The organism is Streptomyces sp. NPDC048417 (assembly GCF_040651615.1).
Taxonomy (GTDB): domain Bacteria; phylum Actinomycetota; class Actinomycetes; order Streptomycetales; family Streptomycetaceae; genus Streptomyces.
Map to the genome: position 1 here is coordinate 172749 of NZ_JBEZKI010000023.1, position 24546 is coordinate 197294.

Sequence of the window (24546 nt, forward strand, 5' to 3'; positions counted from 1 at the left end):
TTGATTGTGTGCTCATCGACTCATCGGTGGCCATACCTGGTCGAAACCGATCACGAGCCGATGCATGACCGACCAGGGGAAGGGGTGTCGGGGCTACGACCCCAGGATCTCCGAGAGGTCGTACCGCACCGGTTCCTCCAGCTGGGCGTAGGTGCAGCTGTCCGGTGTGCGGTCCGGGCGCCAGCGGCGGAAGCGGGCCGTGTGGCGGAAGCGGGCGCCGTTCTCCATGTGGTCGTACGCCACCTCGGCCACCCGCTCCGGCCGCAGCGGCACCCAGGACAGGTCCTTCTTGCCCGACCAGCGGCTCGGCGCGCCCGGCAGCCGGGCCGACTCGTGGGCGGCCTCCTCCGCCCAGGCCGCCCAGGGGTGCCCGGAGACGTCGTCCATGCGCAGCGGCCCCAGTTCCTCGATCAGCTCGGCCCGCCGTTTCATCGGGAACGCGGCCGAGACGCCCACATGCTGGAGGGCGCCCCGGTCGTCGTACAGACCCAGCAGCAGCGAGCCGACCACCGGGCCGCTCTTGTGCAGGCGGTAGCCCGCCACCACGACATCGGCGGTCCGCTCGTGCTTGACCTTGAACATGGCGCGCTCGTCCTGGAGATAGCGCAGGGTGAGCGGCTTGGCGATGACCCCGTCGAGGCCGGCCCCCTCGTACTGCTCGAACCACCGCCGGGCCACGTCCACATCGGTCGTCGCCGGTGCCAGGTGCACCGGTGGGGTGACCCCCGCCAGCGCTGTGGTGAGCAGGGCGCGGCGGTCGGTCAGCGGAACGTCCAGCAGGGACTCGTCGGCCAGCGCCAGCAGGTCGAAGGCGACGAAGGAGGCCGGCGTACGCTCCGCCAGAGTGCGCACCCGGGAGTCCGCCGGATGGATCCGCTCGGTCAGCGCGTCGAAGTCCAGCCGGCCCTCCCGCGCGATCACGATCTCCCCGTCCAGCACGCACCGCTCGGGCACCCGCTCCTTCAGCGCCGCCACCAGCTCGGGAAAGTACCTCGTCAACGGCTTCCCGGTGCGGCTGCCGAGCTCCACCTCGGCACCGTCCCGGAACACGATCGCGCGAAAGCCGTCCCACTTCGCCTCGTACTGCATGTCCGGCGGGATCGCCGCCACCGACTTGGCGAGCATCGGCTTCACGGGTGGCATCACCGGCAGATCCATGCCACGACTCTACGAGCGGACCCCGGGCTCCGCTCGTCGCGTGCACGCCTCGGAACGGCACTTGTTGATCACAACCTGGACACGCTCTCCGCACAGTGCCCGCACAGGCAGCATGATGCTCATTCGGTACACACGCTCCACGGGGGAACATCCATGCGTATCCGTACGGCCGTCACCGCTGTCCTGCTGCTGGCCGCGACCGCGACGGCCTGCACCGGCGGTGGCGCCGAGACGACCGGCGCCGAGGCGTCCCGCGCGTCGGCCGCCACCAAGGTCCTCACGCTCGGCTCCGGCCGGCACTGGAAGGACATCGACGGCGACGGCACTCACATCAGCGCCACCACGACCGCCGTCAGTTACACCCAGCCCGTCAAGGGCGTGCGCCTGCCCACCAACCTCGCCGACTTCCCCGACCCCGAGTGGGCCGTGCTGGAGGTGAAGACGTGCGCCGACGCCGACAGCACCAACGTCATCGTCGCGCAGTCCCCGTGGACCCTGCGGCTCAAGGACGGCACCGAGGTCAAGCCGCTCGGGCTCAAGGGATACGGCGTACCGGCGCCGGCCTATCCCGTCTCGGCGGGCACCGTGCGACCGGGCAGCTGTCTGCGCGGGAAGATCACGTTCGGCATGGCCAAGGGCAGCCGTCCCGACCGGATCGTCTACGACGTCCAGCGCAGGCCCGCCGTCACCTGGTCCGTGCCGCGGGTGTAACCGATATGCGAGGTGCGGGTGGTGCGCCTACGGTGGCCGCATGGGTGCTGCGGTGGAACTGGAGGTGGCCGGCCGGACCGTACGGCTGTCCAGCCCCGACAAGGTGTTCTTTCCCGAGCGCGGTTTCACCAAGCTGGACGTCGCCCGCTACTACGCGGCCGTGGCCCCCGGCATCCTGCGCGCCCTGCGCGACCGCCCCACCACCCTCCAGCGCTACCCCGACGGTGTCGAGGGCGAGTGGTTCTACCAGAAGCGCGCGCCCAAGGGCATGCCCGACTGGATCCCCACCGCGCACATCACCTTCCCCAGCGGCCGCACCGCCGACGAGATGTGCCCCACGGAGCAGGCCGCTGTGGTGTGGGCCGCCCAGTACGGCACCCTCACCTTCCACCCCTGGCCGGTGCGCCGCGCCGACGTGGACCGTCCTGACGAACTCCGTATCGACCTCGATCCGCAGCCCGGCACCGACTTCGCCGACGCCGTCCGCGCCGCCCACGAACTGCGCGCCGTCCTCGACGAGTTCGGCGGGCTGCGCGGCTGGCCCAAGACCTCCGGCGGCCGGGGGCTGCATGTCTTCGTGCCCGTCGAACCCCGCTGGACCTTCACCCAGGTCCGGCGCGCCGCGATCGCCCTGGGCCGTGAGCTGGAACGCCGGATGCCCGACCAGGTGACGATCAGGTGGTGGAAGGAGGAACGCGGCGAGCGCATCTTCGTCGACTACAACCAGACCGCCCGGGACCGCACCATCGCCTCCGCCTACTCCCTGCGCCCCCGCCCGAACGCCCCGGTCTCCGCGCCGCTGCGCTGGGAGGAGGTCGACGAGGTCCAGCCGGGCGACTTCGACCTCGTCACGATGCCGGCCCGCTTCGCAGAAGTCGGCGATGTGCACGCCGACATGGACGACCACGCCTACTCCCTGGACGCCCTGCTGGAACTCGCCCGCCGCGACGAACACGAACACGGCCTCGGCGACCTGCCGTATCCGCCCGAGTACCCGAAGATGCCGGGCGAGCCCAAACGCGTCCAGCCGAGCCGCGCGCGGCCGGAACAGCCCTCCTGACGACCGAACTTGGGGCGGGCGCCCGGCCCGGTGGCAGGCTGTCCCGCCCCGGAGAGGACTCCCGCCACCCCTCCCGGCCGGGGATATGCTGATCGCCAGCCGCCGATGAGGAGGGCCGAGGTGTCCCAGGCAGTGTCGCGCCCCACACTGGAGGCCGTGGCCGCGCGGGCCGGGGTGTCCCGGGCCACCGTGTCACGGGTGGTCAACGGCGGGGACGGGGTGCGCGAACCGCTCGTCGAACGGGTCCGGAAAGCCGTCGAGGAACTCGGTTACGTCCCCAATCAGGCGGCCCGCAGCCTGGTGACCAAGCGGCACGACGCGGTGGCCGTCGTCATCGCCGAACCCGAGACCCGGATCTTCACCGACCCCTTCTTCGCCCTCCAACTACGGGGCATCAGCAAGGAGTTGACCGCGCACGACAACCAGCTCGTGCTGCTGCTCACCGAGGGGCGGGACGACCATGCACGCGTGGCCCGTTATCTCGCCGGCGGCCATGTCGACGGTGCGCTCGTCTTCTCGCTCCATCTCGACGATCCGCTGCCCGGCCTGATCGAGGGCGCCGGTGTCCCCACGGTGTTCGGCGGGCGGCCCGGCTGGAGCGACGGGACCAACAGCGCCGTGTACGTCGACTGCGACAACCGGGGCGGAGCCCGGGACGCCGTACGGCATCTCGCCGGCCTCGGCCGGACCCGGATCGCCCATATCACCGGCCCCCTGGACCAGACGTCGGCTGCCGACCGCCTCCAGGGGTATCGGGACGTCATGGACGTCCTGGGGGAGGCCGATCCACGGCTGGTCGTGCCGAGCGACTTCACCCCGGCCGGTGGCGAGCGCGCCATGGGCGAACTCCTCGACCGCTGCCCGGACGTCGACGCCGTGTTCGCGGCCAATGACCTCACCGCGCTCGGCGCCCTGCGCGTCCTGCGCGAGCGCGGCCGCCGGGTGCCCGAGGACGTGGCCGTGATCGGCTTCGACGACGTCCTGCCCGTCACGGAGGAGACCGAGCCATCACTGACGACGGTCCGTCAGGACATAGAGGAGATGGGCCGGTTGATGGCCCGGCTGCTGCTGGGCTCCCTGACCCGGGGCAAGCCGGCGACGGGCGCGCCGTCCAATGTCATCCTGCCCACGACATTGGTGCGGCGCGCCTCCGCCTAGGGCGCCTCTGCCTCAGCTCTGCTGCTCGCCCTTGATCACCGCGAACCGGGCGCCGTACGGGTCGGCAAGCTTGGCCATCCGGCCCACGCCCTCCAGCGTGGTCGCCGGCATCCGCACCTTGCCACCGGTCTGCTGCGCCTTCTCCACCACCGCGTCCGGGTCCTCGACCTCGAAGTACGGCAGCCAGTACGCGCCGATCTGCGCCTCGGCCGGGTCCTCGGCCAGCGGGACCACCCCGCCGAACACCGAGTCGTCGTCACCGTCCGCCGGGTTGACGCAGGTGTAGGTGCCGCCGGGGAAGGGCACTCCGGAGGTCTCCAGACCGAGCACCTTGTGGTAGAAAGCGGCGGCCGCCGCGATGTCCGGGGTGTACAGCTCCACCCAGCACAGCGAACCCGGATCGCCCGCGATGTCCACGCCCTTGGTCAGCCCGGGCTGCCAGATACCGAAGGGCACGCCCGCCTGGTCGGCGAGGATCGCCATCCGGCCCTTGCCCATCACGTCCATGGGCTGGGCGAGGACGCTGCCGTGCGCCTGCTCGGCGGTCTTGGCGGTGGCCTGCGCGTCCTCGCTCTGGAAGTACACGGTCCAGCTCGGCGGGCCCTGTTCGGGAGTGGTCTGCATACCTCCGGCGACGGTCCTGCCGTCCAGTTGGAAGAATCCGTAACCGCCGGCGTCGGGCCCCGCCGACCGGAACTGCCAGCCGAAGAGGCCGTTGTAGAAGGAGACGGCGCCGTCGATCTCGGGGGTGCCGAGGTCGATCCAGGTGGGAGCGCCGTTGACGAAACGGGTGGTGAGCATCTTCGCCCTCCTCGGAAGGGTCCCGTGCATTGCAGAGCCGAGTCTTCCACCGCCCACTGACAATCGCCGCGGAGCGCGCCCACCGGAACCCGGTTACCGTGGGTCATCCGACAAACTCGCCGGGTTTTGATTCCATTGCGCGCGCCGCCGTGCGCAGGCGTGGTGCCGTCGCGCATGATCGAGGCTGCGGTGACCCGTCACGCCTGCGTTGAGCGGGCGTTGATCGAACGTTTTTCGCCGCTTGGCACGATCCTGACCATGCACTTCGACACCACCATCCCACCCCGCACGCCCGTCCCGGTCTGGCATGCGCAGGCGCTGTGCGCGCAGACCGGGGCGGACTTCTTCTTCCCCGAGCCCGGCAGCTCGGTGCGCGAGGCGAAGCGTATCTGCGGTATGTGCGAGATGCGTTCGGCCTGCCTGGAGTACGCGCTCGACAACGACGAACGCTTCGGCGTCTGGGGCGGCCTGTCCGAGAAGGAGCGGCTGGAACTCCGGCGCGCCTCCCGCTGAACCACGACCGCCAGGGAACAGCCGAAACAGCTGAACCACGACCGCCAGGCAACAGCCGAAAAGCCTGAACCACGACCGCCAGGCAACAGCCGAAACAGCTGAACCACGGCCGCCAGGCAACAGCTGAACCACGGTCGTCCCGGAAGAGCCGGACTCCCGCCGTCCCGAAAATGCGTGGGGATCCTCGCCCGGCCCGGTTACGATCCCGGGACGCGGCCGGGCGTAGCGCAGAGGCAGTCGCACCGCCTTGCTCAGGCGGCCACGCCGGTTCGAATCCGGTCGTCCGGGCCGCGTGACGAGGTCCTGTAGAGCAGAGGCAGACTCGCCGCCTTCTCAGGGCGGATACGCCGGTTCGAATCCGGTCGGGACCACGGTACGGCGGAACACGGGGCGGCGGGACGGATGAGCGAGGCGATCACCGAGGCGGAACTGGCGGCCTTCCACGACGTGGTGGGGAAGCTGCGGGCGCTGCCCGTCGACGACCCGGTCCGGCTGCGCGCCGAGCAGGTCGCCGCCTCCTTCGCCCGCGACGGACGGCTGCGCCGCCGCAAGGAGCGCGGCACCGAGGTGTCCTCGGCGGACGCCGCGGTGATGGCCGCGACCGCGACCGGCGCTCTGGACCGCCGCGAGGACGCGCCCCTGGCCGTGCCCGGCGCCGGGGGCGTCTTCCGCAAGCCGCGCACCTGCTATGTCTGCAAGTCGCCCTATCGACAGGTCGACCCCTTCTATCATCGGCTCTGCCCCGGCTGCGCCGCCGACAACACCGCCCGCCGCTCCCTGACCACCGACCTGAGCGGCCGCAGGGTGCTGCTCACCGGCGGCCGGGTGAAGATCGGTTTCCAGCTGGCGCAGATGATGCTGCGCGACGGCGCCGAGGTCCTGGTCACCTCCCGCTTTCCGCACGACACCGTGCGCCGCTTCGAAGCCGCCCCCGGCAGCGCGAAGTGGCTGGACCGGCTGGCCGTGCTCGCCGTCGACCTGCGCGACCCGCGTCAAGTGCTCGGCCTGTGCGAGGAGTTGCGGCAGGAGGGCGAGCCGCTGGACATCCTCGTCAACAACGCGGCCCAGACGGTGCGCAGACCGCCCGAGTCCTACGCCCTGCTGGCCTCCGGCGAGCGCGCCGCGCTGCCCCCGGGCGCCCGGCGGGCCCCCGGGTTCGCGCCGCTGCGGATGTCGGCGAACGGAGCCGCGTCCCTGCCCGTCGCGCTGCGGGAGGCCGACGAGGCGGGGCTGCTGCCCGACCCCTCTCCCGACAACTACTGGTCGGCCCGGCTCGGTGACCTGGACCCGGCCGAGGTCCTGGAGACCCAGCTCGTCAACGCCCTCGCCCCGGCCCTGCTCTGCGACCGGCTTCTGCCGCTGCTGCTGGCCTCGCCGCACCCGCGCCGGTACGTCGTCAACGTGACCGCCGTCGAGGGCCGCTTCACCGTCCGCAACAAGATGGCCGGCCACCCGCACACCAACATGGCCAAGGCCGCCCTCAACATGCTCACCCGCACCAGCGCCGCCGAACTCGCCGAGCGGGGCGTCCACATGTGCGCCGTCGACACCGGCTGGATCACCGACGAGAACCCGGCGCCGAAGAAGGCCCGGCTGGCGGGCGCGGGCTTCCGCACCCCCCTCGACGTCGTCGACGGGGCGGCCCGCGTCTACGACCCGATCGTGCGCGGCGAGGCCGGCGATCCGGTGTCCGGGGTGTTCCTGAAGGACTACCGGAAGGCGCCGTGGTGAGCGAGGAACCGACGTTCGCCGGGGTGCCGCACGTCGTGCCGCCCCCGGCCGCCGATCTCGCCCCGCTGCTCGACTGGTTGCGGGCCGGGCACCCGGCGGGGGAGCGGCTGGACTTCGCGTCCGGCACCGCGCTGCCGGACGGCCGCCTCGACCTGTGCAAGCAGGGCGTCGGCGCGGCGGGCGCCGCCCTGATCGCCGACGCGCTGGGCGAAGGCCCCACTCCGGTACGGCATCTGCTGCTGGGCACGGACGCGCTCGGCGACGAGGGCGCCGCCGCGGTGGCCGGGTCCGGTGCCGAGGTCGAGACGCTCTACCTCGGCTGCAACGGCATCACGGCGGGCGGCGCCTGCCGGATCGCCGACCAGTTGCGCGCCTCGCCCCAGGTCGTCACCGGCGTCTGGCTGAAGCGGAACCCGCTGGGCAGCGGCGGCGGGCGGGCCGCCGCCGAACTCGTCGAGTCCGCCCGCTCCCTGCGCACCCTCGACCTCGTGCAGACCGGGCTCGACCCGGCCGGAGCGGCGGTGCTGGCCGACGCGCTGCTGGTGGCCGCCGACGGCGGGCGCCGGATCGAGCGGCTCTTCGCCGGCGGCAACCCGCTGGGCGAGGCCGGTGCCCGGGCGCTGGCCGCCGTCGTCGCCGGGGGCGCGGTCGACGAACTGTACGTGTCCGCGGCCCGGCTGGGCGACGCGGGTGCGCTGCTGCTGGCCGACGCCCTGGACCAAGCCCCGTACGGGCGCCTGTCCCGGCTCTCCGCCGCCAGCAACGGCGTCGGTCCCTCGGCCGCCGCCCGCCTGGTGACGGCGGCGGCCTCGGCCGGCGTCACCCTGCTCGACCTCGGGCGGGTCCGCGCGGCGGCAGTGCTCGCGGCGCCGGACAACCGGCTGGATCTGGCCGCCGCCGACACCATCGGGCAGGGCCTGGCCGGCACCGAGCACCGCCTCGCCCATCTCGTCCTGACCCACACCGGCATGCGCAGCCGCGAGGCGCACCGCCTCCTCGACCACGCGGCCCAGGCCGGCACCGCCACCCGCTACCGCCTCGGCGCCGGCGTCGCCGCCAGCGTCAAACGCCGTCTGGACGACCTCAGCGCCCACATTCCGGCACCGACGCTCCCGGCCGACGTCGCCGCCGTACGCAGTGTGCACCGGACGGCGCCGCCGGAGGGCTGACCCTCACCTTCTGCAGCGGGAAGTCCTCGCGCGCGTTGGCCGGCCCGTGGTCGAGGGTGCGCGGGGAGAGCAGCTGGTGCAGCGCGGGATGAGCGACGCTCCCGGAGAGAACAGCGGACGCAGGTCCCACGGCCGGTACTCGGCCGCGAGATGCCGCCGCCACGAGGTGTCGTTCGCCGTGATCCGCAGCGTCACCGTGCGGTCGAGGAGGGCCAGATCACCCCGGCGGGCCGAGGTCTCCGACAGTGCCTCGTCGTCGGTGAGGAACACACCGTCACAGCCACGGCATTACGATCGGCTGCAAGGGCGGGGCCGTAGCGCAGAGGCAGGCGCGCTGGTCTCCAAAACCAGAACACGCCGGTTCGAATCCGGCCGCCCCGCCCCCTGGAAGGGCTTCTGGACGGACGCCGGCAGGGCGTCCGGCCAGTCGAAAGACTCGCTGTTCGAAGACGCCGCGGCCCATCGGCTCGCAGTGCGGACGCGCGCTCTGCGCCGCCGTCGCCCGCCCTCCCCACGCCAGGAGCCCCCGGACGGTGCCGCACAGCGGAGAGCATGCGGACGGCCCGCTCGCGCGGCACGCTGGTAGGAGAGCCAGGTGGCGATGGGAGGAGCTCCCATGGGACACACGGAACAGCAGTCGGCCCTCCGAACCCGGGCCGAGAAGCCCGTCGGCACCGGAAGCGTCTTCTTCTCCTTCGCCCCGTGGATCATCTTCGGCGTCGTCGCGAGCCCCAGCACCTGGGAGTACGCGGCGCTGGCGGCACTGGTCGCCGCGGTCGTGCTGTCCGGCAAGGACATGCTCCGGGGCCGGTTCTTCCTGCTGGACATGGTCGCCATCGTGTTCTTCGCCGTGCTCTGCGTGCTGGCCCTCGCCCTGGACCGCCACGAGCTGATCTGGCTGGAGACGTACGCCCAGGTCATCTCCAGCGCGGTGGTGGCCGTCGTGGCGCTCGGCTCCCTGCTCTCCGACCCCTTCACCGCGCAGTACGCCCGCCACGCGGTGCCGCGCGAGTACTGGGGCTCGCCCGTCTTCACCCACGTCAACTTGGTGCTGACCACGGCCTGGGGCGTGGTCTTCGCGCTGATGGCCCTCTCCACCTGGCTGGCCATCCGTCTGCCCGGACAGAGCGACTGGTTCAACTGGGTGGTCCCCATCGTCCTGCTGGTCTGGGCGGTGAAGTTCACCGAACGCTACCCGGACCGGTACAAGGAACGGGCGGCGGCGCAGGGCCTGTCCTAGGCGATGGCCCCGGCGGTCACGACCAGTTCCGACACGCGCGCGTACCCGGTCGGCGTCCCCGGAGTCGATCAGGTTCAGCAGGAAGCCGACCGTCCGGCCGGAGGTGATGTCAGCACGCATGCGCGCATGATGCCGCAGGCCACCGGCAGGGCGCACCGGGAAATCCGCGCGCCCCTCCGTGGTGGGTTCACGCCCCGGCGCGCGCCGCCATCCGGGCCTTGCGCGCGGCCAGCTTCTCGTCGAACTTCAGGGCCTCCGCATCCAGCCCGCCCATGAACAGGCCGAGTTCCTCCTGCGCCTGCAGACCCTCCGGGCCGAGGCCGTCGATCTCCAGGACCTTCAGGTGGCGCAGCACCGGCTGGATCACGTCGTCGTGGTGGATGCGCAGGTTGTAGACCTCGCCGATGGCCATCTGGGCGGCGGCCCGCTCGAAGCCGGGGATGCCGTGGCCGGGCATCCGGAAGTTCACGACGACGTCCCGCACCGCCTGCATGGTCAGATCGGGGGCGAGGTCGAAGGCGGCCTTCAGAAGGTTGCGGTAGAAGACCATGTGCAGGTTCTCGTCGGTCGCGATCCGGGCCAGCATCCGGTCGCAGACCGGGTCGCCGGACTGGTGACCGGTGTTGCGGTGCGAGATACGCGTCGCGAGTTCCTGGAAGGCGACATAGGCGACCGAGTGCAGCATCGAGTGGCTGTTGTCCGACTCGAAGCCCTCGCTCATGTGCGACATCCGGAACGCCTCCAGCTTGTCCGGGTCGACCGCGCGCGAGGCGAGCAGGTAGTCGCGCATCACGATGCCGTGCCGGCCCTCCTCGGCGGTCCAGCGGTGCACCCAGGTGCCCCAGGCGCCGTCCCGGCCGAACAGCGAGGCGATCTCGTGGTGGTAGCTGGGCAGGTTGTCCTCGGTGAGCAGGTTCACCACCAGGGCGATCCGGCCGATCTCGGTGACCTTGGACTGCTCCTTGCCCCAGGCCACGCCGTCCTCGAAGAAGCCGGGGAAGTTGCGGGCGTCCGTCCACGGCACGTACTCGTGCGGCATCCAGTCCTTGGCGACCTTCAGATGACGGTTCAGCTCCTTCTCGACCACTTCCTCCAGGGCGTACAGCAGCCGCGCGTCGGTCCATGCGGACGAGCTGTCGAGATGGGGAGAAGTGATCGTCACGAGAACTCCAGGGGGACGCCGAACAAGAGCGAATGAACGGGAGAAGACCGGCGAGCGGTGCCGGAAACCTACGTGATCGTAGGCTACGAACCCGTAGGTTACGAAGCCGTAGGTTAAGCGCGCCGTAAACACCGCTGATCAGGTGCGGTGCCCAGGGCGAATCGGGACAGGCCGAACAGCCCCGGGACTCGCAGGTCCCAGGGCCGGAGGGATGACTCGATCACCTGTCAGACGTACAGCTCCCGCAGCCGCACCGAGAGGCACGTCACACATCCCTCGAGTTTCTCGAACTCGGAGATGTCCACCGTGACCACGTCGTGGCCGAGGTCGGCCAGCAGTTCCGCCGTCTTCGGGGCGCTCGCCGACATCAGCACCTTGCCGCCGCCCAGCAGCACCACATGGGCGCCCGCCTCCTCCGGCACCGCCAGGAAACCCGGGAACAGCGAGGGCCGGTCCACGTTCGGGATGTGCCCCAGAATCGTTCCGTCGGGCAGCGCGGTCACCGCCGACTTCAGATGCAGCACCTTGCTCACCGGTACGGCGACGACACGCGCGCCCAGCGGCTCGAACACCGCCCGCAGCTGCTGCACTCCGGCCGCGTTGGTGCGCCCGCCGCGGCCGACGTAGAGGGTGTCGCCGACCTTGAGGACGTCACCACCCTCCAAAGTGCCCGGCTCCCAGATCCAGTTCACCGAGCAGCCCAGGCGGGCCACCGCCTCCTCGACCCCGGCCGTCTCCTCCCGCCGGGACTCGGCTCCGGGCCGGGTGATCAGCGCCACGTTCTTGTACATGACGACGGTGTCCTCGACGAAGACCGAGTCCGGGCAGTCGTCCTCCGGATCGACCTCGACGGTCTCCCAGCCGTGCGAGGCCAGCGTCTGCGCGTACGCCTCCCATTGCTCCTGGGCGAGCTCGACGTCGACCTTCTCCCGCTCGATGTGCGTCACCAGACCTTCGGCGAGGCGCGGGCTGGGGCGGCGGATGAGGGCCTTCTTGCTGGGCACGACGGGTCTCCGGGGTCGGTGGTTCGGTCCGGCGCCCATTGTGGGGGCGCCGGACCGCCATCATGCAGGGCGGGTCCGTGTCGACAAAACCCCTGTCGTCAGGCTGTGCCCGTCCTGAGACGCGCCACCTCCTCCGGTGTGCTGCCCGTCAGCTCCCCGTCCGCCATCAACAGCCAGCGGGTGATCCCGATCGACTCCAGGAAGGGAAGATCGTGACTGGCCACGATCAGGGCGCCCTGATATGACTCCAGGGCCGTGGTGAGCTGCCGGACGCTCGCCATGTCGAGGTTGTTCGTCGGCTCGTCCAGCATCAGCAGCTGCGGGGCGGGCTCGGCCAGCAGCAGCGCGGCCAGCGCCGCCCGGAAGCGTTCGCCCCCGGAGAGCGTGGCCGCCTGCTGATCGGCGCGGGCGCCCCGGAAAAGGAAGCGGGCCAGCCGGGCCCGGATCCGGTTGTTGGTGGCGCCCGGCGCGAACCGGGCCACGTTCTCGGCGACGGTCAGCTCCCCGTCGAGCACGTCCAGCCGCTGGGGCAGGAAACGCAGCGGCACATGCGCGTGCGCCTCGCCCGCGACCGGCGCCAGCTCACCGGCGATCGTGCGCAGCAGCGTCGTCTTGCCCGCTCCGTTGCGCCCGATCAACGCGATCCGCTCGGGCCCGCGCAGATCGAGGATCCCCTTCACCCGCGAGCCGTGCGCGAGCTCCAGATTCTCCAGCGTCAGCACGCTGCGGCCCGGTGGGACGGCCGTGTACGGCAGTTCGACGCGGATCTCGTCGTCGTCCCGTACCGCCTCCACCGCCTCGTCCAGTCGCTCCTTCGCCTCGCTGAGCCGCTCCTCGTGCATGATGCGGTGCTTGCCCGCGGACTCCTGTGCCGATCGCTTGCGCTCCCCCATGACGATCTTCGGCTCGCGTTTCTGGTCGAACATCTTCTGTCCGTACCGCTTGCGGCGGGCCAGTTTGACCTGGGCGTCGGACAGTTCGCGTTTCTGCTTGCGGACATCGGCCTCGGCGACCCGCACCATGCGCTCGGCCGCCTCCTGTTCGACGGCGAGAGCCTCCTCGTACGCCGAGTAGTTGCCGCCGTACCAGGTGACCTCCCCGGCGCGCAGGTCCGCGATCTGGTCGACCAGGTCGAGGAGTTCACGGTCGTGGCTGACCACGATCAGCAGGCCCGGCCAGGACGCGACGGCCGCGTACAGCCGCCTGCGGGCGTACAGGTCGAGGTTGTTGGTGGGCTCGTCGAGCAGCAGTACGTCCGGCCGGTCCAGGAGCAGAGCAGCCAGCCGCAGCAGCACCGACTCGCCGCCGGAGACCTCGCCGACGGTCCGGTCGAGTCCGATGTGCCCGAGCCCGAGCTCGCCGAGCGTGACCTGGGCGCGCTCCTCCACGTCCCAGTCGTCGCCGAGCGTCTCGAAGTGCGCCTCGGACGCGTCGCCCGCCTCGATGGCGTGCAGCGCGGCCCGCCGGGCGGCGATGCCGAGCGCCTCGTCGACGCGCAGCGCGGTGTCGAGGGTGACGTTCTGCGGGAGGTATCCGACCTCGCCGGCCACCTTCACGGTGCCGTCGGACGGGGTGAGCTCACCGGCGATGAGCTTCAGAAGCGTGGATTTCCCTGATCCGTTGACGCCGACGAGACCGGTCCGGCCGGGGCCTACGGCGACATCGAGGCCGTCGAGGACGGGGGAGCCGTCGGGCCAGGAGAAGGAGAGGGACGTACAGGTGACGGAAGCAGACATGGGCGCCTCGCGGTTGCTTGCGGTGTCGGGGACAGACGTGTGTCGAGACACCGCGAGACAGCAGCCGAGGGGCCAGGGAAGGGATCCCGTGCCGGAGGACGGCTCGCACGCCGAGGTCGAACGCCACAGACACACCTCACGGGTGTGACGCGGTGTCTCGGATCCTCAGACGAGCAACGTCCTTCTCCAATCGACGGCAACAGAACCGTCGTACACCGTAGGAGGGCCCCAACGGGGTGTCAACGCAATTAACCACGAGCCGGCTCAGGGACCGCCGGCGCCGCGGGGCGGCTCAGCAGGCGTCCCGCATCAGCTCGGCCAGGTCGTGGTCCAGGTCCAGCCGGAGGTGTTCGAGACCGGTGGGCACCAGGTCACCGGTCGCGTCCAGGAACCGCTGGATCTCGCCCGTGCGCACATGGACGACGGCGGTGCCCTCGGGGGCGTGGAACTCCAGAACGGTCCGGTCGTAGCCGTACGGCCGCACCCGGACGTCCCCCGCGCCCTCCGGGGCGTGCAGGCCGGCCGCGAGCAGCTCGCGGGAGAACGTCCAGCAGACGTCGACGCCCTCCAGGGTGGCCGGGGCGGGGAAGGTCATACGGACGGCGAAGGGGTCCTCGCTGTCGTAGCGGAGACTGGCGGGAATGCTCGGCATACGCGGCGACGCGGCGACCAGGCGGGCCTCTACGGGCTGCTCGATGACAGTGGACAAACCCTTGCTCCCTAGTGACGGCTGGACGAATTTCCGGGCGTACAAGACCTGGCACTGGAAGAGACGACGGAAGCGGCCGATCCGTGCACACGAAAGGCGAGTGACCTCTGTCACCGGGCTCATTCACACCCGGGGCTTACCTGGACCCTGCGACGGCGGGGCCCTCTGGACGGCGCCGGGACAGTGGGCTAACTTCCCGCGCCATGAGGCGCTTGGGGAGCACGCGGCGGGCAGGACGGGCAGGACGGACGGGACGTACGAGCCGGGCGGTGACGGTGGGGGTGGCGTGCGCGGCGGCGCTGGCCGCGCTGACCGCGGGTTCCGCGCACGCGGCGACACCGGCACCGCACTGGGTGCTCAAGAACACCGGCACACCGGACGTGCGGTTCCGCGGCCTGGCCGCCGTCGACCGCCATACCGCCTGGCTGGCCGGAACGGCCGGCACCGTGCTGCGCACCACCGACGGCGGGACGACCTGGCGGAACGTCTCTCCGCCGGGCGCGGGCGACCTCCAGTTCCGAGACGTCGAGGCGTTCGACGCGCGCCGCGCGGTGGTGCTGGCCATCGGCGAGGGCGAGGCGTCCCGCGTCTACCGCACCGAGGACGGCGGGGCGACCTGGACCGAATCGTTCCGCAACACCGACCCCGCCGCCTTCTACGACTGCATGACCTTCTTCGACCACCGCCACGGCCTCGCCATGAGCGACCCGGTGGACGGGAAGTTCCGCATCCTGGCCACCGGCGACGGCGGCCGCTCCTGGCGAGTGCTGCCCAGCACCGGGATGCCGGCCGCCCTGGACGGCGAGGCCGGCTTCGCTGCCAGTGGCCAGTGCCTGGTCACTTCCGGGCCGAAGGACGCCTGGCTGGCCACCGGAGGCGGCGCGCACGCGCGCGTGCTGCACTCCACCGACCGCGGACTGACCTGGACCGCCACCGACACGCCCGTACCGGCCGGCGATCCGGCCAAGGGCGTCTTCGCCCTCGCCTTCCGCGACCGCACCCACGGCCTGGCGGTCGGCGGCGACTACCGCCCCGACCAGCCCTCCCCGCAGGCGGCCGCGGTCACCCGCGACGGTGGCCGCACCTGGCAGCCCGCGACGACACCGCCGCCCGCCTACCGCTCCGGCGCGGCCTGGCTCCCGCACAGCCGCACCGCCGCCCTCGCCGTCGGCCCCACCGGCACCGACCTGACCAGCGACGGCGGCCGCACCTGGCGGACCGTCGACACCGGCTCCTACGACACCGTCGACTGCACCACCGACCTCAGCTGCTGGGCGGCCGGTGAGCAGGGGCGGGTGGCACGTCTGGAGCACTGACCCGTGGGTACCCGGTGGCGAGCACACCCAGGAAGGGAGCGGTGGCCATGCCACGTGGATCCAGCCCCAAGCGGGAACGCCAGTACGAGCACATCAAGGAGAGCGCGCTCGACCGGGGCGAGAGCGAACCGCGCGCCGAGGAGATCGCCGCGCGGACCGTCAACAAGGAACGCGCCCGCTCCGGCGAGTCCAAAACCGCCAGCCGTACGTCCGTCCAGGACATGTCCTCCGGCAGGCGCGGCGGCAAGCGCTCGCACAGCGGCGCCGCGGGCCCGACCTACGACCAGCTCTACGAAGAGGCCAAGCAGCGCGGCATCGAGGGCCGCTCGGACATGAACAAGGCACAACTGCAACGTGCCCTGAACGCCAAGAAGAGCTGACCCACCCCGCACGAGCGAGCCGGGCCGGGTGAGGCGGGATTCCGCTTCGCCCGGCCCGGCGCCCGCGCGTGAGCAACGCCCTACGCCGGGTCCTGCCTCGCCCGGCCCCCGCACGCGCGCGTGACGGCCCGCACGCCAGATCCTGTTCCGAACCGTCGGCATACGTCGGCGGGTCGGGGCCGTGCGCCCGGGGTTGTGTTGGCCCCCGCCGCGACATGCGCGTGAGGCGGGCCGCAGGCGGGGTTCTGTTCCGAACCGTCGGCGTACGCCGACGGGTCGGGCCGGTGCGCCCGGGGTTGTGTCGGCGCCCGCCGCGACATGCGCGTGAGGCGGGCCGTACGCCGGGTTCTGTTCCGAGCCGTCACCGCACGCGCGCGTGGCGCGCCGTACGCTCGTGGGCACCATGACGACCGTACGCGTACCCGCGGGCTGGCCCGCCACCGAGGAAGCGGCCCTGGCCGTGCAGGACGAGCTGCGGGGGCGGGTGGTGCTCGACGAGCCGGGACCGGCGGCCGGCGCGGGCCATGTCACCGGGGTCGACGTGGCCTACGACGACGAGCGGGACCTGGTCGCTGCGGCGGCCGTCGTGCTGGACGCGGCGACCCTGGAGCCCGTGGCCGAGGCCACCGCCGTCGGCCGGGTCTCCTTCCCGTACGTCCCCGGCCTGCTCGCCTTCCGTGAGATCCCCACCGTACGGGCCGCCCTGGACGCCCTGCCCTGTCCGCCGGGCCTGGTCGTCTGCGACGGCTACGGCCTCGCCCACCCGCGCCGCTTCGGCCTCGCCAGCCACCTCGGCGTCCTCACCGGCCTGCCCACCATCGGCGTCGCCAAGAACCCCTTCGCCTTCGCGTACGACGACCCGCACGCCCCGCGCGGCAGCCAGGCACCGCTCCTCGCCGGCACCGAGGAGGTCGGCCGCGCGCTGCGCACCCGGGACGGCGTCAAGCCGGTGTTCGTCTCCGTCGGCCACCGGGTGAGCCTGGACAACGCCTGCGCCCACACGCTGGCGCTCACCCCCGAGTACCGCCTGCCGGAGACCACCCGCCGCGCCGACGCGCTGTGCCGCAGGGCACTGCGGGAGGCCCAGGCCTGAGTACCCGTACTGAGTACGAGTACGGATGTGGCCGCCCCGGCCCGGGCGGCAGGCTGGCCCGCATGACGACACACCGCACCCCCAAGCCCGTCGCAGACCCCGCCCAGCCCGTCGAGCGCGCCGTCAACGCGGCACTCGTCCTCGCCGTGGTGGCGGGGTTCGCCTGGATCGTCGGGATGCTCTGCACCGTGGTGGCCTGGCAGTCGTGACCCAGGGCCTGTCATGACAATTCCCGTCCGCCTCACGACGCCATGCACGCTCCCCCACTGCCCTGAGGGCGTGGGAGGTGCCCCCACTCGCCGCACCGGGCGCAGACCCGAGTACGTCCAGTACGAGGGCCTACGCCCGGCACGGCGAGAGCACGCACCTGACGCCGCGAGGCCGCCCTCCGGGCGACGACGGGAATTGTCAGACAGGCCCTAGCGGGTCGCGGCCACCCGGAAGCCGATCCCGGCCGTGCGCAGCCGTTCTGTCAGGGCGTCGCCCATCGCCTGCGCGGTGGTGACCTGGCCGGCCGTCGCCGGCAGGTCGTCGAAGGCGAGGGAGAGCGCGGCCTCGGCGAACATCTTCGCCGTCTCGCCGTAGCCGGGATCGCCGCCCGAGACCTCCGTGAAGACCCGCCGCCCGCCGCCCTCGCCGACGAACCGGACCCTGAACCAGCTGCGGGCCCGCTTCTCCGCGCTCGGCCCCTCCCCGGGCCTGAGCCGGTCCGACAGCCAGCGCCGGGCGGGCGGCAGCTGGGCGGCCGCGGCGACCGCGCCGACGGCCGCGACCCCGCCGAGCGCCACCGGCAGCTGCCGTACGGCCGCGTAGTGCCGGTAGCGGAAGTCCGGGCCGTAACGGTCCAGGGCCTTCGCCGAACGGCGCACGATCTGGGCGTCGATGGTGGGCAGCGGCAGCGCCCAGGCACCGATCTCCTTGGCGAAGCGCGGCGGCCCGGCGGGTGCGGTCGCCCGGCGGCTCATCAGCCGGGGCTCGTGCCGGGCACGGTCCCGGGCGGCGGCGATCATCTGGCGGGGGCGCGCGAACTGGTCGAGGACGGAGGCGAAGGTGCCGCCGGAGAAGGTCGCGTCGGCGGTCACGAAGCCGTCCACGGTCAGCGGCACACCCTCGGGCAGCTGCCGGACCGTGAAGTACGCGCCCAGGTCGTGCGGGACCGAGTCGAAGCCGCAGGCGTGCACCAGACGGGCCCCGGTCTCCCGCGCGCGTGCGTCGTGTCGTACGTACGTCAGGTCCACGAACTCGGGCTCCCCGCACAGGTCCAGGTAGTCCGCCCCGGTGTCCGCGCAGGCCGCGACCAGGTCCTCGCCGTAACGGCCGTACGGACCGACCGTCGTGGCCACCACCCGCGCGTGCTCGGCGAGAGCGCGGATCGTGGCGGGCTCGGCGACGTCGGCGCGCAGCAGCCCGACCTCCGTGCCGGCCGGCAGCCGCTCGCGCAGCGCCTCCAGCTTCCGCTCGTCCCGGGCCGCGACCGCCCAGCGCAGGCCCTGGGACGCGTGGGTGGCGAGGTAGTCGGCGGTGAGCTCGCCGACGAAGCCGGTGGCCCCGAAGAGCACGATGTCGTAGGGACGGTCCGTCATCTTCAGCCTGCTCATGACACCTCTCGGTCGTGCAACCCGCGCCGTTGTCGGTGGCTGAGGCTAGCGTGAGGAGTGCGGACGCACCCCCACCGGGTATCTTGACTAAGCGCTTGCTCGTCCACTCTTGTGCCCGGTGGAACGTGTTCCTAGCATCAGCGGTGTTACATCAGTTGTGTCAATGACTGGGGGCGGCATGACCACGGCAGGGACGCCAGGACACGGCCCGCTCTCCGGCGTGCGCGTGGTCGAGCTGGCCGGCATCGGACCGGGCCCGTTCGCCGCCATGCTCCTGGCCGACCTGGGCGCCGACGTGGTCCGCGTCGACCGGCCCGGCGGCCCGGGTCTCGCGATCGACCCGGCCTACGACGTCACCAACCGCAACAAGCGCTCGGTGCTCGTCGACCTGAAGGCCCCGGACGGACCGGCGCGCGTCCTCGACCTGGCCGAGCGTGCCGACATCCTTCTCGAGGGCTACCGACCCGGAGTCGCCGAGCGCCTCGGCGTCGGCCCCGAGGACTGCCACGCCCGCAACCCCCGCCTGGTCTACGGCCGGATGACCGGCTGGGGCCAGGAGGGGCCGCTGGCCCACCGCGCGGGCCACGACATCGCCTACATCGCCGTCACCGGAACCCTCGGCATGATCGGCCGCCCCGACGAACCCCCGGCCGTCCCCGCCAACCTGCTCGGCGACTACGCGGGCGGCTCCCTCTACCTCGTCGTCGGCGTCCTGGCCGCGCTGCACCACGCGCGCGCCACCGGCACCGGCCAGGTCGTGGACGCCGCCATCGTGGACGGCACCACACACCTCGCCGCCATGATCCACGGCATGGTGGCCGCCGGCGGCTGGCAGGACCGGCGCGCCGCCAACCTGCTGGACGGCGGCTGCCCGTACTACGGCACCTACGAGACCGCCGACGGCGGACACATGGCGGTCGGCGCCCTGGAGCCGCAGTTCTACGCCGAGTTCCTCCGCCTGCTGGGCGGTCTCGACGACCTGGCCGACGCCCGCAAGGACTGGACCCGCTGGGGCGAGCTCCGCGAGCGGGTCGCCGCCCGGTTCAAGGCCCGTACCCGCAAGGAGTGGACGGCCGTCTTCGAGGGCTCCGATGCCTGTGTGGCCCCCGTGCTCTCCCTGGGCGAGGCCCCGCACCACCCCCATCTGGCGGCCCGCGGCACCTTCACCGACCACGGGGGCATCACCCAGCCGGCCCCCGCCCCCCGCTTCTCCGCGACCCCGACGACCGTGCGCACCGCCCCCGCCCAGCCCGGCGCGGACACCACGGAGGTGGCCCGCGACTGGGCCGTACCCGCCCTGCTCGACGACAAGGACACCGCCTGATGGAGCTCTCGACCTTCCTCGACTACGCGGGCGACCCGCGCACCGCGGCGGACCAGGCGGCCGCGCTGGAGTCGGCGGGCCTCGACACGGTCTGGGTCGCGGAGGCCTACGGCTTCGATTCGCCCACCATCATGGGTTACCTGGCCGCCCGTACCGAGCGGATGAAGATCGGCTCCGCGATCCTCAACGTCTACTCCCGCACCCCCGCCCTCATCGCCCAGACGGCCGCAGGCCTCGACGCGATCTCCGGCGGCCGGGCGATCATCGGGCTCGGCGCCTCCGGCCCGCAGGTGGTCGAGGGCTGGCACGGAAAGGCGTACGACAAGCCCCTCGGCCGTACCCGCGAGACCATCGAGCTGACCCGGCGGATCCTGCGTCGCGAGACCATCGACCACCACGGAATCACCGACATGCCCCGCCCCGGCGGCTTCGGTAAGCCACTGAAGATCCTCACCAGGCCGGTCCGCGCCGAGGTCCCGCTGTACGTGGCCTCCCTCGGCCCCGCCAACGTCCGGATGACCGCCGAGATCGCCGACGGCTGGCTGCCCACGCTGTTCATCCCCGAGAAGGCGCAGGACGTCTGGGGGACCCCGCTGGCGGAGGGCGCCGCCCGCCGCGACCCGGCCCTCGGACCGCTCCAGATCGCCGCCGGCGGCCTGCTCGCCATCGGCGAGGACGCGGCCGCCGCCCGCGACCTGGCCCGCCCCAGGATCGCCCTGTACGTCGGCGGCATGGGCGCACCGGGCAAGAACTTCTACAACGACCTCGCCGTCGCCTACGGCTACGAGAAGGAGGCCCGGCTCATCCAGGAGCTGTACCTCGCCGGCCGCCACCGGGACGCGGCGGCCGCCGTACCGGACGAGTTCTGCGAGCTGGTGTCCCTGTGCGGCCCCGAGGGGTACGTCCGCGAGCGCGTCGCCGCCTTCCGCGAGGCGGGCGTGACCACCCTCGACATCACCCCCGTCGGCCCGGACCCGGCCCGCCTGGTCGAGACCGTCAAGAACTGGCTCTGACCCCCCACCGCCCCCAAACCCTCGTTGAAAGGCTTGTCAGTGAGCACCGAAGCGTACGTGTACGACGCGATCCGCACCCCCCGCGGCCGCGGCAAGGCGAACGGCGCCCTGCACGGCACGAAGCCCATCGACCTGGTCGTCGGTCTCATCCACGAGATCCAGGGCCGGTTCCCGGGCCTTGACCCGGCCGCGATCGACGACATCGTGCTCGGTGTCGTCGGCCCGGTCGGCGACCAGGGCTCCGACATCGCGCGGATCGCCGCGATCGCCGCCGGACTGCCCGACACGGTGGCCGGCGTGCAGGAGAACCGCTTCTGTGCGTCGGGCCTGGAAGCCGTGAACATGGCCGCCGCCAAGGTCCGTTCGGGCTTCGAGGACCTCGTCCTCGCGGGCGGCGTCGAGTCCATGTCCCGGGTGCCGATGGCCTCCGACGGCGGCGCCTGGTTCAACGACCCGATGACCAACCTGGCCACCAACTTCGTGCCGCAGGGCATCGGCGCCGACCTGATCGCCACCATCGAGGGCTTCTCCCGGCGGGACGTCGACGAGTACGCGGCGCTCTCCCAGGAGCGGGCGGCGACGGCCGTGAAGGAGGGCCGTTTCGAGCGTTCCGTGGTCCCCGTGAAGGACCGCGCGGGACTGGTCGTCCTCGACCACGACGAGCACCTGCGCCCCGGCACCACCGCCGACTCCCTCGCCAAGCTCAAGCCCTCCTTCGCCGACATCGGCGAGCTCGGCGGCTTCGACGCGGTCGCCCTGCAGAAGTACCACTGGGTCGAGCAGATCGACCACGTCCACCACGCGGGCAACTCCTCCGGCATCGTCGACGGCGCCTCCCTGGTCGCCATCGGCTCGAAGGAGATCGGCGAGCGCTACGGCCTCACCCCGCGCGCCCGGATCATCGCGGCCGCCGTCTCCGGCTCCGAGCCGACCATCATGCTCACCGGCCCCGCCCCCGCCACCCGCAAGGCCCTCGCCAAGGCCGGCCTCACCATCGACGACATCGACCTGGTCGAGATCAACGAGGCGTTCGCGGCGGTCGTGCTGCGCTTCGTCAAGGACATGGGCCTGTCCCTGGACAAGGTCAACGTCAACGGCGGCGCCATCGCGCTCGGTCACCCGCTCGGCGCCACCGGCGCGATGATCCTCGGCTCCCTCGTCGACGAACTGGAGCGCCAGGACAAGCGCTACGGCCTCGCCACCCTGTGCGTGGGCGGCGGCATGGGCATCGCCACGATCGTCGAGCGCGTCTGAAAACCCCGGCGGAACCAAGAGACCTCACGGAGACCCTCACATGACCGAGAGCACCACCATCCGCTGGGAACAGGACGACACCGGCGTCGTCACCCTCGTCCTGGACGACCCCAACCAGTCCGCGAACACCATGAACGCGGCCTTCGTCGAGTCCCTCGCCGCGGTCGCCGACCGTCTGGAGGCCGAGCAGGACTCGGTCCGGGGCATCGTCTTCACCTCCGCCAAGAAGACCTTCTTCGCCGGCGGCGACCTGCGCGACCTCATCCGGGTCACCCCCGAGACCGCCCAGGACCTCTTCGACGGCGGCCTCGCCATCAAGCGCAACCTGCGCCGTATCGAGACCCTCGGCAAGCCCGTCGTCGCCGCCATCAACGGCGCGGCCCTCGGCGGCGGTTTCGAACTCGCCCTGGCCTGCCACCACCGGGTCGCCCTCGACACCCCCGGCACCAAGATCGGCTGCCCCGAGGTCACCCTCGGCCTGCTCCCGGGAGGCGGCGGAGTCGTCCGTACCGTGCGCCTGCTCGGCATCGCCGACGCGCTGCTGAAGGTCCTCCTCCAGGGCACCCAGTACAACGCCCGCCGGGCCCAGGAGAACGGCCTGATCCACGAGGTGGCGAAGACGCCGGAGGAGTTGCTGGCCAAGGCCCGCGCCTTCATCGACGCCAACCCCGAGTCCCGCCAGCCCTGGGACAAGCCGGGCTACCGGATCCCCGGCGGCACGCCCGCCAACCCGAAGTTCGCGGCCAACCTGCCCGCCTTCCCGGCGACCCTGCGCAAGCAGACCAGCAACGCCCCCTACCCGGCGCCGCGCCGCATCCTCGCCGCCGCCGTCGAGGGCAGCCAGGTCGACTTCGACAACGCCCAGGTCATCGAGGCCCGCTACTTCGCGGAGCTGGCCGCCGGGCAGATCTCGAAGAACATGATCCAGGCGTTCTTCTTCGACCTCCAGGCCGTCAACTCCGGCGCCAACCGGCCGAAGGGCGTCGAGCCCCGCAAGGTCACCAAGGTCGCCGTCCTCGGCGCGGGCATGATGGGCGCCGGCATCGCCTACTCCTGCGCTCGCGCGGGCATCGACGTCGTCCTCAAGGACGTCTCCGCCGAGGCCGCCCAGAAGGGCAAGGGCTACTCCGAGAAGCTGTGCGCCAAGGCCGTCGCCAAGGGCCGTACCAGCCAGGAGAAGGCGGACGCGCTGCTCGCCCGGATCACGCCCACCGCGGACCCGCAGGACCTCGCCGGGTGTGACGCGGTCATCGAGGCCGTCTTCGAGGACACCTCGCTCAAGCACAAGGTGTTCCAGGAGATCGAGGCGGTCGTCGCGCCCGACGCCCTGCTCTGCTCCAACACCTCCACGCTCCCCATCACCGCCCTCGCCGAGGGAGTGGAGCGTCAGGAGGACTTCATCGGCCTGCACTTCTTCTCGCCCGTCGACAAGATGCCGCTCGTCGAGATCATCAAGGGCGAGCGCACCGGCGACGAGGCCCTGGCCCGCGCCTTCGACCTGGTCCGGCAGATCAACAAGACGCCGATCGTCGTCAACGACTCGCGCGGCTTCTTCACCTCCCGGGTGATCGGCCACTTCATCAACGAGGGCGTCGCCATGGTCGGCGAGGGCATCGAGCCCGCCTCCGTCGAGCAGGCGGCGGCCCAGGCCGGCTACCCGGCCAAGGTGCTCTCCCTGATGGACGAACTGACCCTCACCCTGCCCCAGAAGATCCGCCGCGAGTCGAAGCTGGCCGTCGAGGAGGCCGGCGGCACCTGGACCGCGCACCCGGCCGAGGCGGTCATCGACCGCATGGTCGACGAGTTCGGCCGCCCCGGCCGCAGCGGCGGCGCCGGCTTCTACGAGTACGGCGAGGACGGCAAGCGCGCCGCGCTCTGGCCGGGCCTGCGCGAGCACTTCACGCGGCCGGGCCACGAGATCCCGTTCCGGGACATGCAGGAGCGGATGCTCTTCGCCGAGGCGCTGGACACCGTCCGCCTCCTGGAGGAGGGCGTCCTGACCTCGGTCGCCGACGCCAACGTCGGATCGCTCTTCGGTATCGGCTTCCCCGGCTGGACGGGCGGCGTCCTCCAGTACATCAACGGCTACGACGGCGGTCTGCCGGGCTTCGTGGCACGCGCGCGTGAGCTGGCGGACACCTACGGCGAGCGGTTCACCCCGCCCGCACTGCTGGTGGCGAAGGCGGAGCAGGGGGAGACCTTCACGGACGGACGCTGACCGGCCCGTGCCGCTCGGCGGCACACCACAGGCCGGACGCCCGCGAGGCGTCCGGCCTGGTCCCGGGGCGCCGGCGGGGGGGGGGGCCGGGGCCCCCCCCCGACCGCCGCCCCCCGGGGGGCCCCCCCCCGGTGGGGCCCGCTGGGGGTACCCCCGGCCGAAGGCTGGGGGAGGAACTGCGCGAGCAACCCCCACCGG

The 24546-nt window shown here is 72.1% G+C and carries 22 protein-coding genes, 3 tRNA genes and 1 pseudogene; 18 read left to right on the forward strand and 8 right to left on the reverse strand.

Annotated elements, in window-relative coordinates; all coding sequences use genetic code 11:
• Nucleotides 1-93 precede the first annotated feature (93 nt).
• A complete protein-coding gene (locus tag AB0D59_RS33025; protein WP_362573391.1) occupies nt 94-1158 on the reverse strand; it encodes an ATP-dependent DNA ligase in 1065 nt (354 codons plus the stop codon).
• A 153-nt stretch (nt 1159-1311) separates the two neighbouring features.
• Between AB0D59_RS33025 and AB0D59_RS33030 the strand changes: the two genes are divergently transcribed.
• From AB0D59_RS33030 to AB0D59_RS33040, 3 genes are all read left to right on the forward strand, one after another.
• A complete protein-coding gene (locus AB0D59_RS33030) occupies nt 1312-1869 on the forward strand; it encodes a hypothetical protein (protein ID WP_362573394.1) in 558 nt (185 codons plus the stop codon).
• A gap of 40 nt (nt 1870-1909) precedes the next feature.
• On the forward strand, nt 1910-2929 hold the full coding sequence (gene ligD, locus AB0D59_RS33035) for a non-homologous end-joining DNA ligase (protein ID WP_362573397.1): 1020 nt from the start codon (nt 1910-1912) through the stop codon (nt 2927-2929).
• 120 nt (nt 2930-3049) lie between these two features.
• Nucleotides 3050-4087 (forward strand): LacI family DNA-binding transcriptional regulator, encoded by a 1038-nt coding sequence (locus tag AB0D59_RS33040; RefSeq protein ID WP_362573399.1) that lies wholly within the window; start codon nt 3050-3052, stop codon nt 4085-4087.
• Between the two features lie 12 nt (nt 4088-4099).
• On the opposite strand, the gene AB0D59_RS33045 is transcribed toward AB0D59_RS33040, so the two are convergent.
• Nucleotides 4100-4888, reverse strand: coding sequence for a VOC family protein (locus AB0D59_RS33045; protein ID WP_362573402.1), 789 nt, complete (start codon nt 4886-4888; stop codon nt 4100-4102).
• Between the two features lie 219 nt (nt 4889-5107).
• Between AB0D59_RS33045 and AB0D59_RS33050 the strand changes: the two genes are divergently transcribed.
• The 5 genes from AB0D59_RS33050 to AB0D59_RS33070 all read left to right on the forward strand — a co-directional run bounded on the left by AB0D59_RS33050 (nt 5108) and on the right by AB0D59_RS33070 (nt 8301).
• Nucleotides 5108-5401, forward strand: a complete 294-nt coding sequence (locus tag AB0D59_RS33050) for a WhiB family transcriptional regulator (protein ID WP_362573468.1) — start codon at nt 5108-5110, stop codon at nt 5399-5401.
• 216 nt (nt 5402-5617) lie between these two features.
• Nucleotides 5618-5689 (forward strand) — tRNA-Ser (locus AB0D59_RS33055).
• Nucleotides 5690-5700: 11 nt separating this feature from the next.
• Nucleotides 5701-5772, forward strand: a tRNA-Glu gene (locus AB0D59_RS33060).
• A gap of 31 nt (nt 5773-5803) precedes the next feature.
• Nucleotides 5804-7132, forward strand: coding sequence for an SDR family oxidoreductase (locus AB0D59_RS33065; RefSeq protein WP_362573405.1), 1329 nt, complete (start codon nt 5804-5806; stop codon nt 7130-7132).
• Nucleotides 7129-8301 (forward strand): ribonuclease inhibitor, encoded by a 1173-nt coding sequence (locus AB0D59_RS33070; RefSeq protein ID WP_362573408.1) that lies wholly within the window; start codon nt 7129-7131, stop codon nt 8299-8301. Before AB0D59_RS33065 ends, AB0D59_RS33070 begins: the two co-directional genes overlap by 4 nt.
• Before the next feature lie 13 nt (nt 8302-8314).
• On the opposite strand, the pseudogene AB0D59_RS33075 reads toward AB0D59_RS33070, so the two are convergent.
• Nucleotides 8315-8583 (reverse strand): annotated as a pseudogene (locus tag AB0D59_RS33075) (AAA family ATPase); the annotation flags it as partial.
• 24 nt (nt 8584-8607) lie between these two features.
• Here AB0D59_RS33075 and AB0D59_RS33080 point away from each other — a divergent pair.
• A tRNA-Trp gene (locus tag AB0D59_RS33080) sits at nt 8608-8683 on the forward strand.
• Nucleotides 8684-8917: 234 nt separating this feature from the next.
• The gene (locus tag AB0D59_RS33085; protein WP_362573411.1) at nt 8918-9541 is read left to right on the forward strand and encodes a hypothetical protein; all 624 of its coding nucleotides are present in this window, start codon (nt 8918-8920) and stop codon (nt 9539-9541) included.
• A 187-nt stretch (nt 9542-9728) separates the two neighbouring features.
• On the opposite strand, the gene AB0D59_RS33090 is transcribed toward AB0D59_RS33085, so the two are convergent.
• The 4 genes from AB0D59_RS33090 to AB0D59_RS33105 all read right to left on the reverse strand — a co-directional run bounded on the left by AB0D59_RS33090 (nt 9729) and on the right by AB0D59_RS33105 (nt 14152).
• Nucleotides 9729-10703 carry an acyl-ACP desaturase gene (locus AB0D59_RS33090; RefSeq protein ID WP_362573414.1) on the reverse strand — a complete coding sequence of 325 codons (975 nt, stop codon included), beginning with the start codon at nt 10701-10703 and terminating at the stop codon, nt 9729-9731.
• A gap of 227 nt (nt 10704-10930) precedes the next feature.
• A complete protein-coding gene (gene ddaH / locus AB0D59_RS33095; protein ID WP_362573417.1) occupies nt 10931-11707 on the reverse strand; it encodes a dimethylargininase in 777 nt (258 codons plus the stop codon).
• Nucleotides 11708-11805: 98 nt separating this feature from the next.
• Nucleotides 11806-13443 (reverse strand): ABC-F family ATP-binding cassette domain-containing protein, encoded by a 1638-nt coding sequence (locus AB0D59_RS33100; protein WP_362573420.1) that lies wholly within the window; start codon nt 13441-13443, stop codon nt 11806-11808.
• A gap of 292 nt (nt 13444-13735) precedes the next feature.
• Nucleotides 13736-14152 (reverse strand): SsgA family sporulation/cell division regulator, encoded by a 417-nt coding sequence (locus AB0D59_RS33105; protein ID WP_362573423.1) that lies wholly within the window; start codon nt 14150-14152, stop codon nt 13736-13738.
• A gap of 203 nt (nt 14153-14355) precedes the next feature.
• Between AB0D59_RS33105 and AB0D59_RS33110 the strand changes: the two genes are divergently transcribed.
• The 4 genes from AB0D59_RS33110 to AB0D59_RS33125 all read left to right on the forward strand — a co-directional run bounded on the left by AB0D59_RS33110 (nt 14356) and on the right by AB0D59_RS33125 (nt 17150).
• Nucleotides 14356-15468, forward strand: coding sequence for an oxidoreductase (locus tag AB0D59_RS33110; RefSeq protein ID WP_362573426.1), 1113 nt, complete (start codon nt 14356-14358; stop codon nt 15466-15468).
• A gap of 47 nt (nt 15469-15515) precedes the next feature.
• On the forward strand, nt 15516-15848 hold the full coding sequence (locus tag AB0D59_RS33115; protein ID WP_362573428.1) for a plasmid stabilization protein: 333 nt from the start codon (nt 15516-15518) through the stop codon (nt 15846-15848).
• A 403-nt stretch (nt 15849-16251) separates the two neighbouring features.
• Nucleotides 16252-16941 (forward strand): endonuclease V, encoded by a 690-nt coding sequence (locus AB0D59_RS33120; RefSeq protein ID WP_362573430.1) that lies wholly within the window; start codon nt 16252-16254, stop codon nt 16939-16941.
• 62 nt (nt 16942-17003) lie between these two features.
• Nucleotides 17004-17150: a hypothetical protein gene (locus AB0D59_RS33125; protein WP_351705452.1), complete on the forward strand. Its 147-nt coding sequence runs from the start codon at nt 17004-17006 to the stop codon at nt 17148-17150.
• Nucleotides 17151-17360: 210 nt separating this feature from the next.
• On the opposite strand, the gene AB0D59_RS33130 is transcribed toward AB0D59_RS33125, so the two are convergent.
• A complete protein-coding gene (locus AB0D59_RS33130) occupies nt 17361-18539 on the reverse strand; it encodes a saccharopine dehydrogenase NADP-binding domain-containing protein (RefSeq protein ID WP_362573433.1) in 1179 nt (392 codons plus the stop codon).
• A 178-nt stretch (nt 18540-18717) separates the two neighbouring features.
• Here AB0D59_RS33130 and AB0D59_RS33135 point away from each other — a divergent pair, with 178 nt between their 5' ends.
• The 4 genes from AB0D59_RS33135 to AB0D59_RS33150 are packed head-to-tail and all read left to right on the forward strand — an operon-like array spanning nt 18718 to nt 24348.
• Nucleotides 18718-19863, forward strand: coding sequence for a CaiB/BaiF CoA-transferase family protein (locus tag AB0D59_RS33135; protein ID WP_362573436.1), 1146 nt, complete (start codon nt 18718-18720; stop codon nt 19861-19863).
• Nucleotides 19863-20876 (forward strand): LLM class F420-dependent oxidoreductase, encoded by a 1014-nt coding sequence (locus AB0D59_RS33140; RefSeq protein ID WP_362573439.1) that lies wholly within the window; start codon nt 19863-19865, stop codon nt 20874-20876. The genes AB0D59_RS33135 and AB0D59_RS33140 overlap by 1 nt, the downstream gene beginning before the upstream one ends.
• Before the next feature lie 39 nt (nt 20877-20915).
• The gene (locus AB0D59_RS33145) at nt 20916-22130 is read left to right on the forward strand and encodes an acetyl-CoA C-acetyltransferase (protein ID WP_351743409.1); all 1215 of its coding nucleotides are present in this window, start codon (nt 20916-20918) and stop codon (nt 22128-22130) included.
• 40 nt (nt 22131-22170) lie between these two features.
• On the forward strand, nt 22171-24348 hold the full coding sequence (locus tag AB0D59_RS33150; protein ID WP_362573442.1) for a 3-hydroxyacyl-CoA dehydrogenase NAD-binding domain-containing protein: 2178 nt from the start codon (nt 22171-22173) through the stop codon (nt 24346-24348).
• The last annotated feature ends 198 nt before the right edge of the window (nt 24349-24546 follow it).

Bases quoted from the DNA above. Each gene is read 5' to 3' on its own strand.
- AB0D59_RS33025 (WP_362573391.1), bottom strand. From the start codon at position 1,158: ATGGATCTGCCGGTGATGCCACCCGTGAAGCCGATGCTCGCCAAGTCG.
- AB0D59_RS33030 (WP_362573394.1), top strand. From the start codon at position 1,312: ATGCGTATCCGTACGGCCGTCACCGCTGTCCTGCTGCTGGCCGCGACC.
- ligD (WP_362573397.1), top strand. From the start codon at position 1,910: ATGGGTGCTGCGGTGGAACTGGAGGTGGCCGGCCGGACCGTACGGCTG.
- AB0D59_RS33045 (WP_362573402.1), bottom strand. From the start codon at position 4,888: ATGCTCACCACCCGTTTCGTCAACGGCGCTCCCACCTGGATCGACCTC.
- AB0D59_RS33065 (WP_362573405.1), top strand. From the start codon at position 5,804: ATGAGCGAGGCGATCACCGAGGCGGAACTGGCGGCCTTCCACGACGTG.
- AB0D59_RS33085 (WP_362573411.1), top strand. From the start codon at position 8,918: ATGGGACACACGGAACAGCAGTCGGCCCTCCGAACCCGGGCCGAGAAG.
- AB0D59_RS33100 (WP_362573420.1), bottom strand. From the start codon at position 13,443: ATGTCTGCTTCCGTCACCTGTACGTCCCTCTCCTTCTCCTGGCCCGAC.
- AB0D59_RS33110 (WP_362573426.1), top strand. From the start codon at position 14,356: ATGAGGCGCTTGGGGAGCACGCGGCGGGCAGGACGGGCAGGACGGACG.
- AB0D59_RS33115 (WP_362573428.1), top strand. From the start codon at position 15,516: ATGCCACGTGGATCCAGCCCCAAGCGGGAACGCCAGTACGAGCACATC.
- AB0D59_RS33120 (WP_362573430.1), top strand. From the start codon at position 16,252: ATGACGACCGTACGCGTACCCGCGGGCTGGCCCGCCACCGAGGAAGCG.
- AB0D59_RS33125 (WP_351705452.1), top strand. From the start codon at position 17,004: ATGACGACACACCGCACCCCCAAGCCCGTCGCAGACCCCGCCCAGCCC.
- AB0D59_RS33130 (WP_362573433.1), bottom strand. From the start codon at position 18,539: ATGAGCAGGCTGAAGATGACGGACCGTCCCTACGACATCGTGCTCTTC.
- AB0D59_RS33135 (WP_362573436.1), top strand. From the start codon at position 18,718: ATGACCACGGCAGGGACGCCAGGACACGGCCCGCTCTCCGGCGTGCGC.
- AB0D59_RS33140 (WP_362573439.1), top strand. From the start codon at position 19,863: ATGGAGCTCTCGACCTTCCTCGACTACGCGGGCGACCCGCGCACCGCG.
- AB0D59_RS33150 (WP_362573442.1), top strand. From the start codon at position 22,171: ATGACCGAGAGCACCACCATCCGCTGGGAACAGGACGACACCGGCGTC.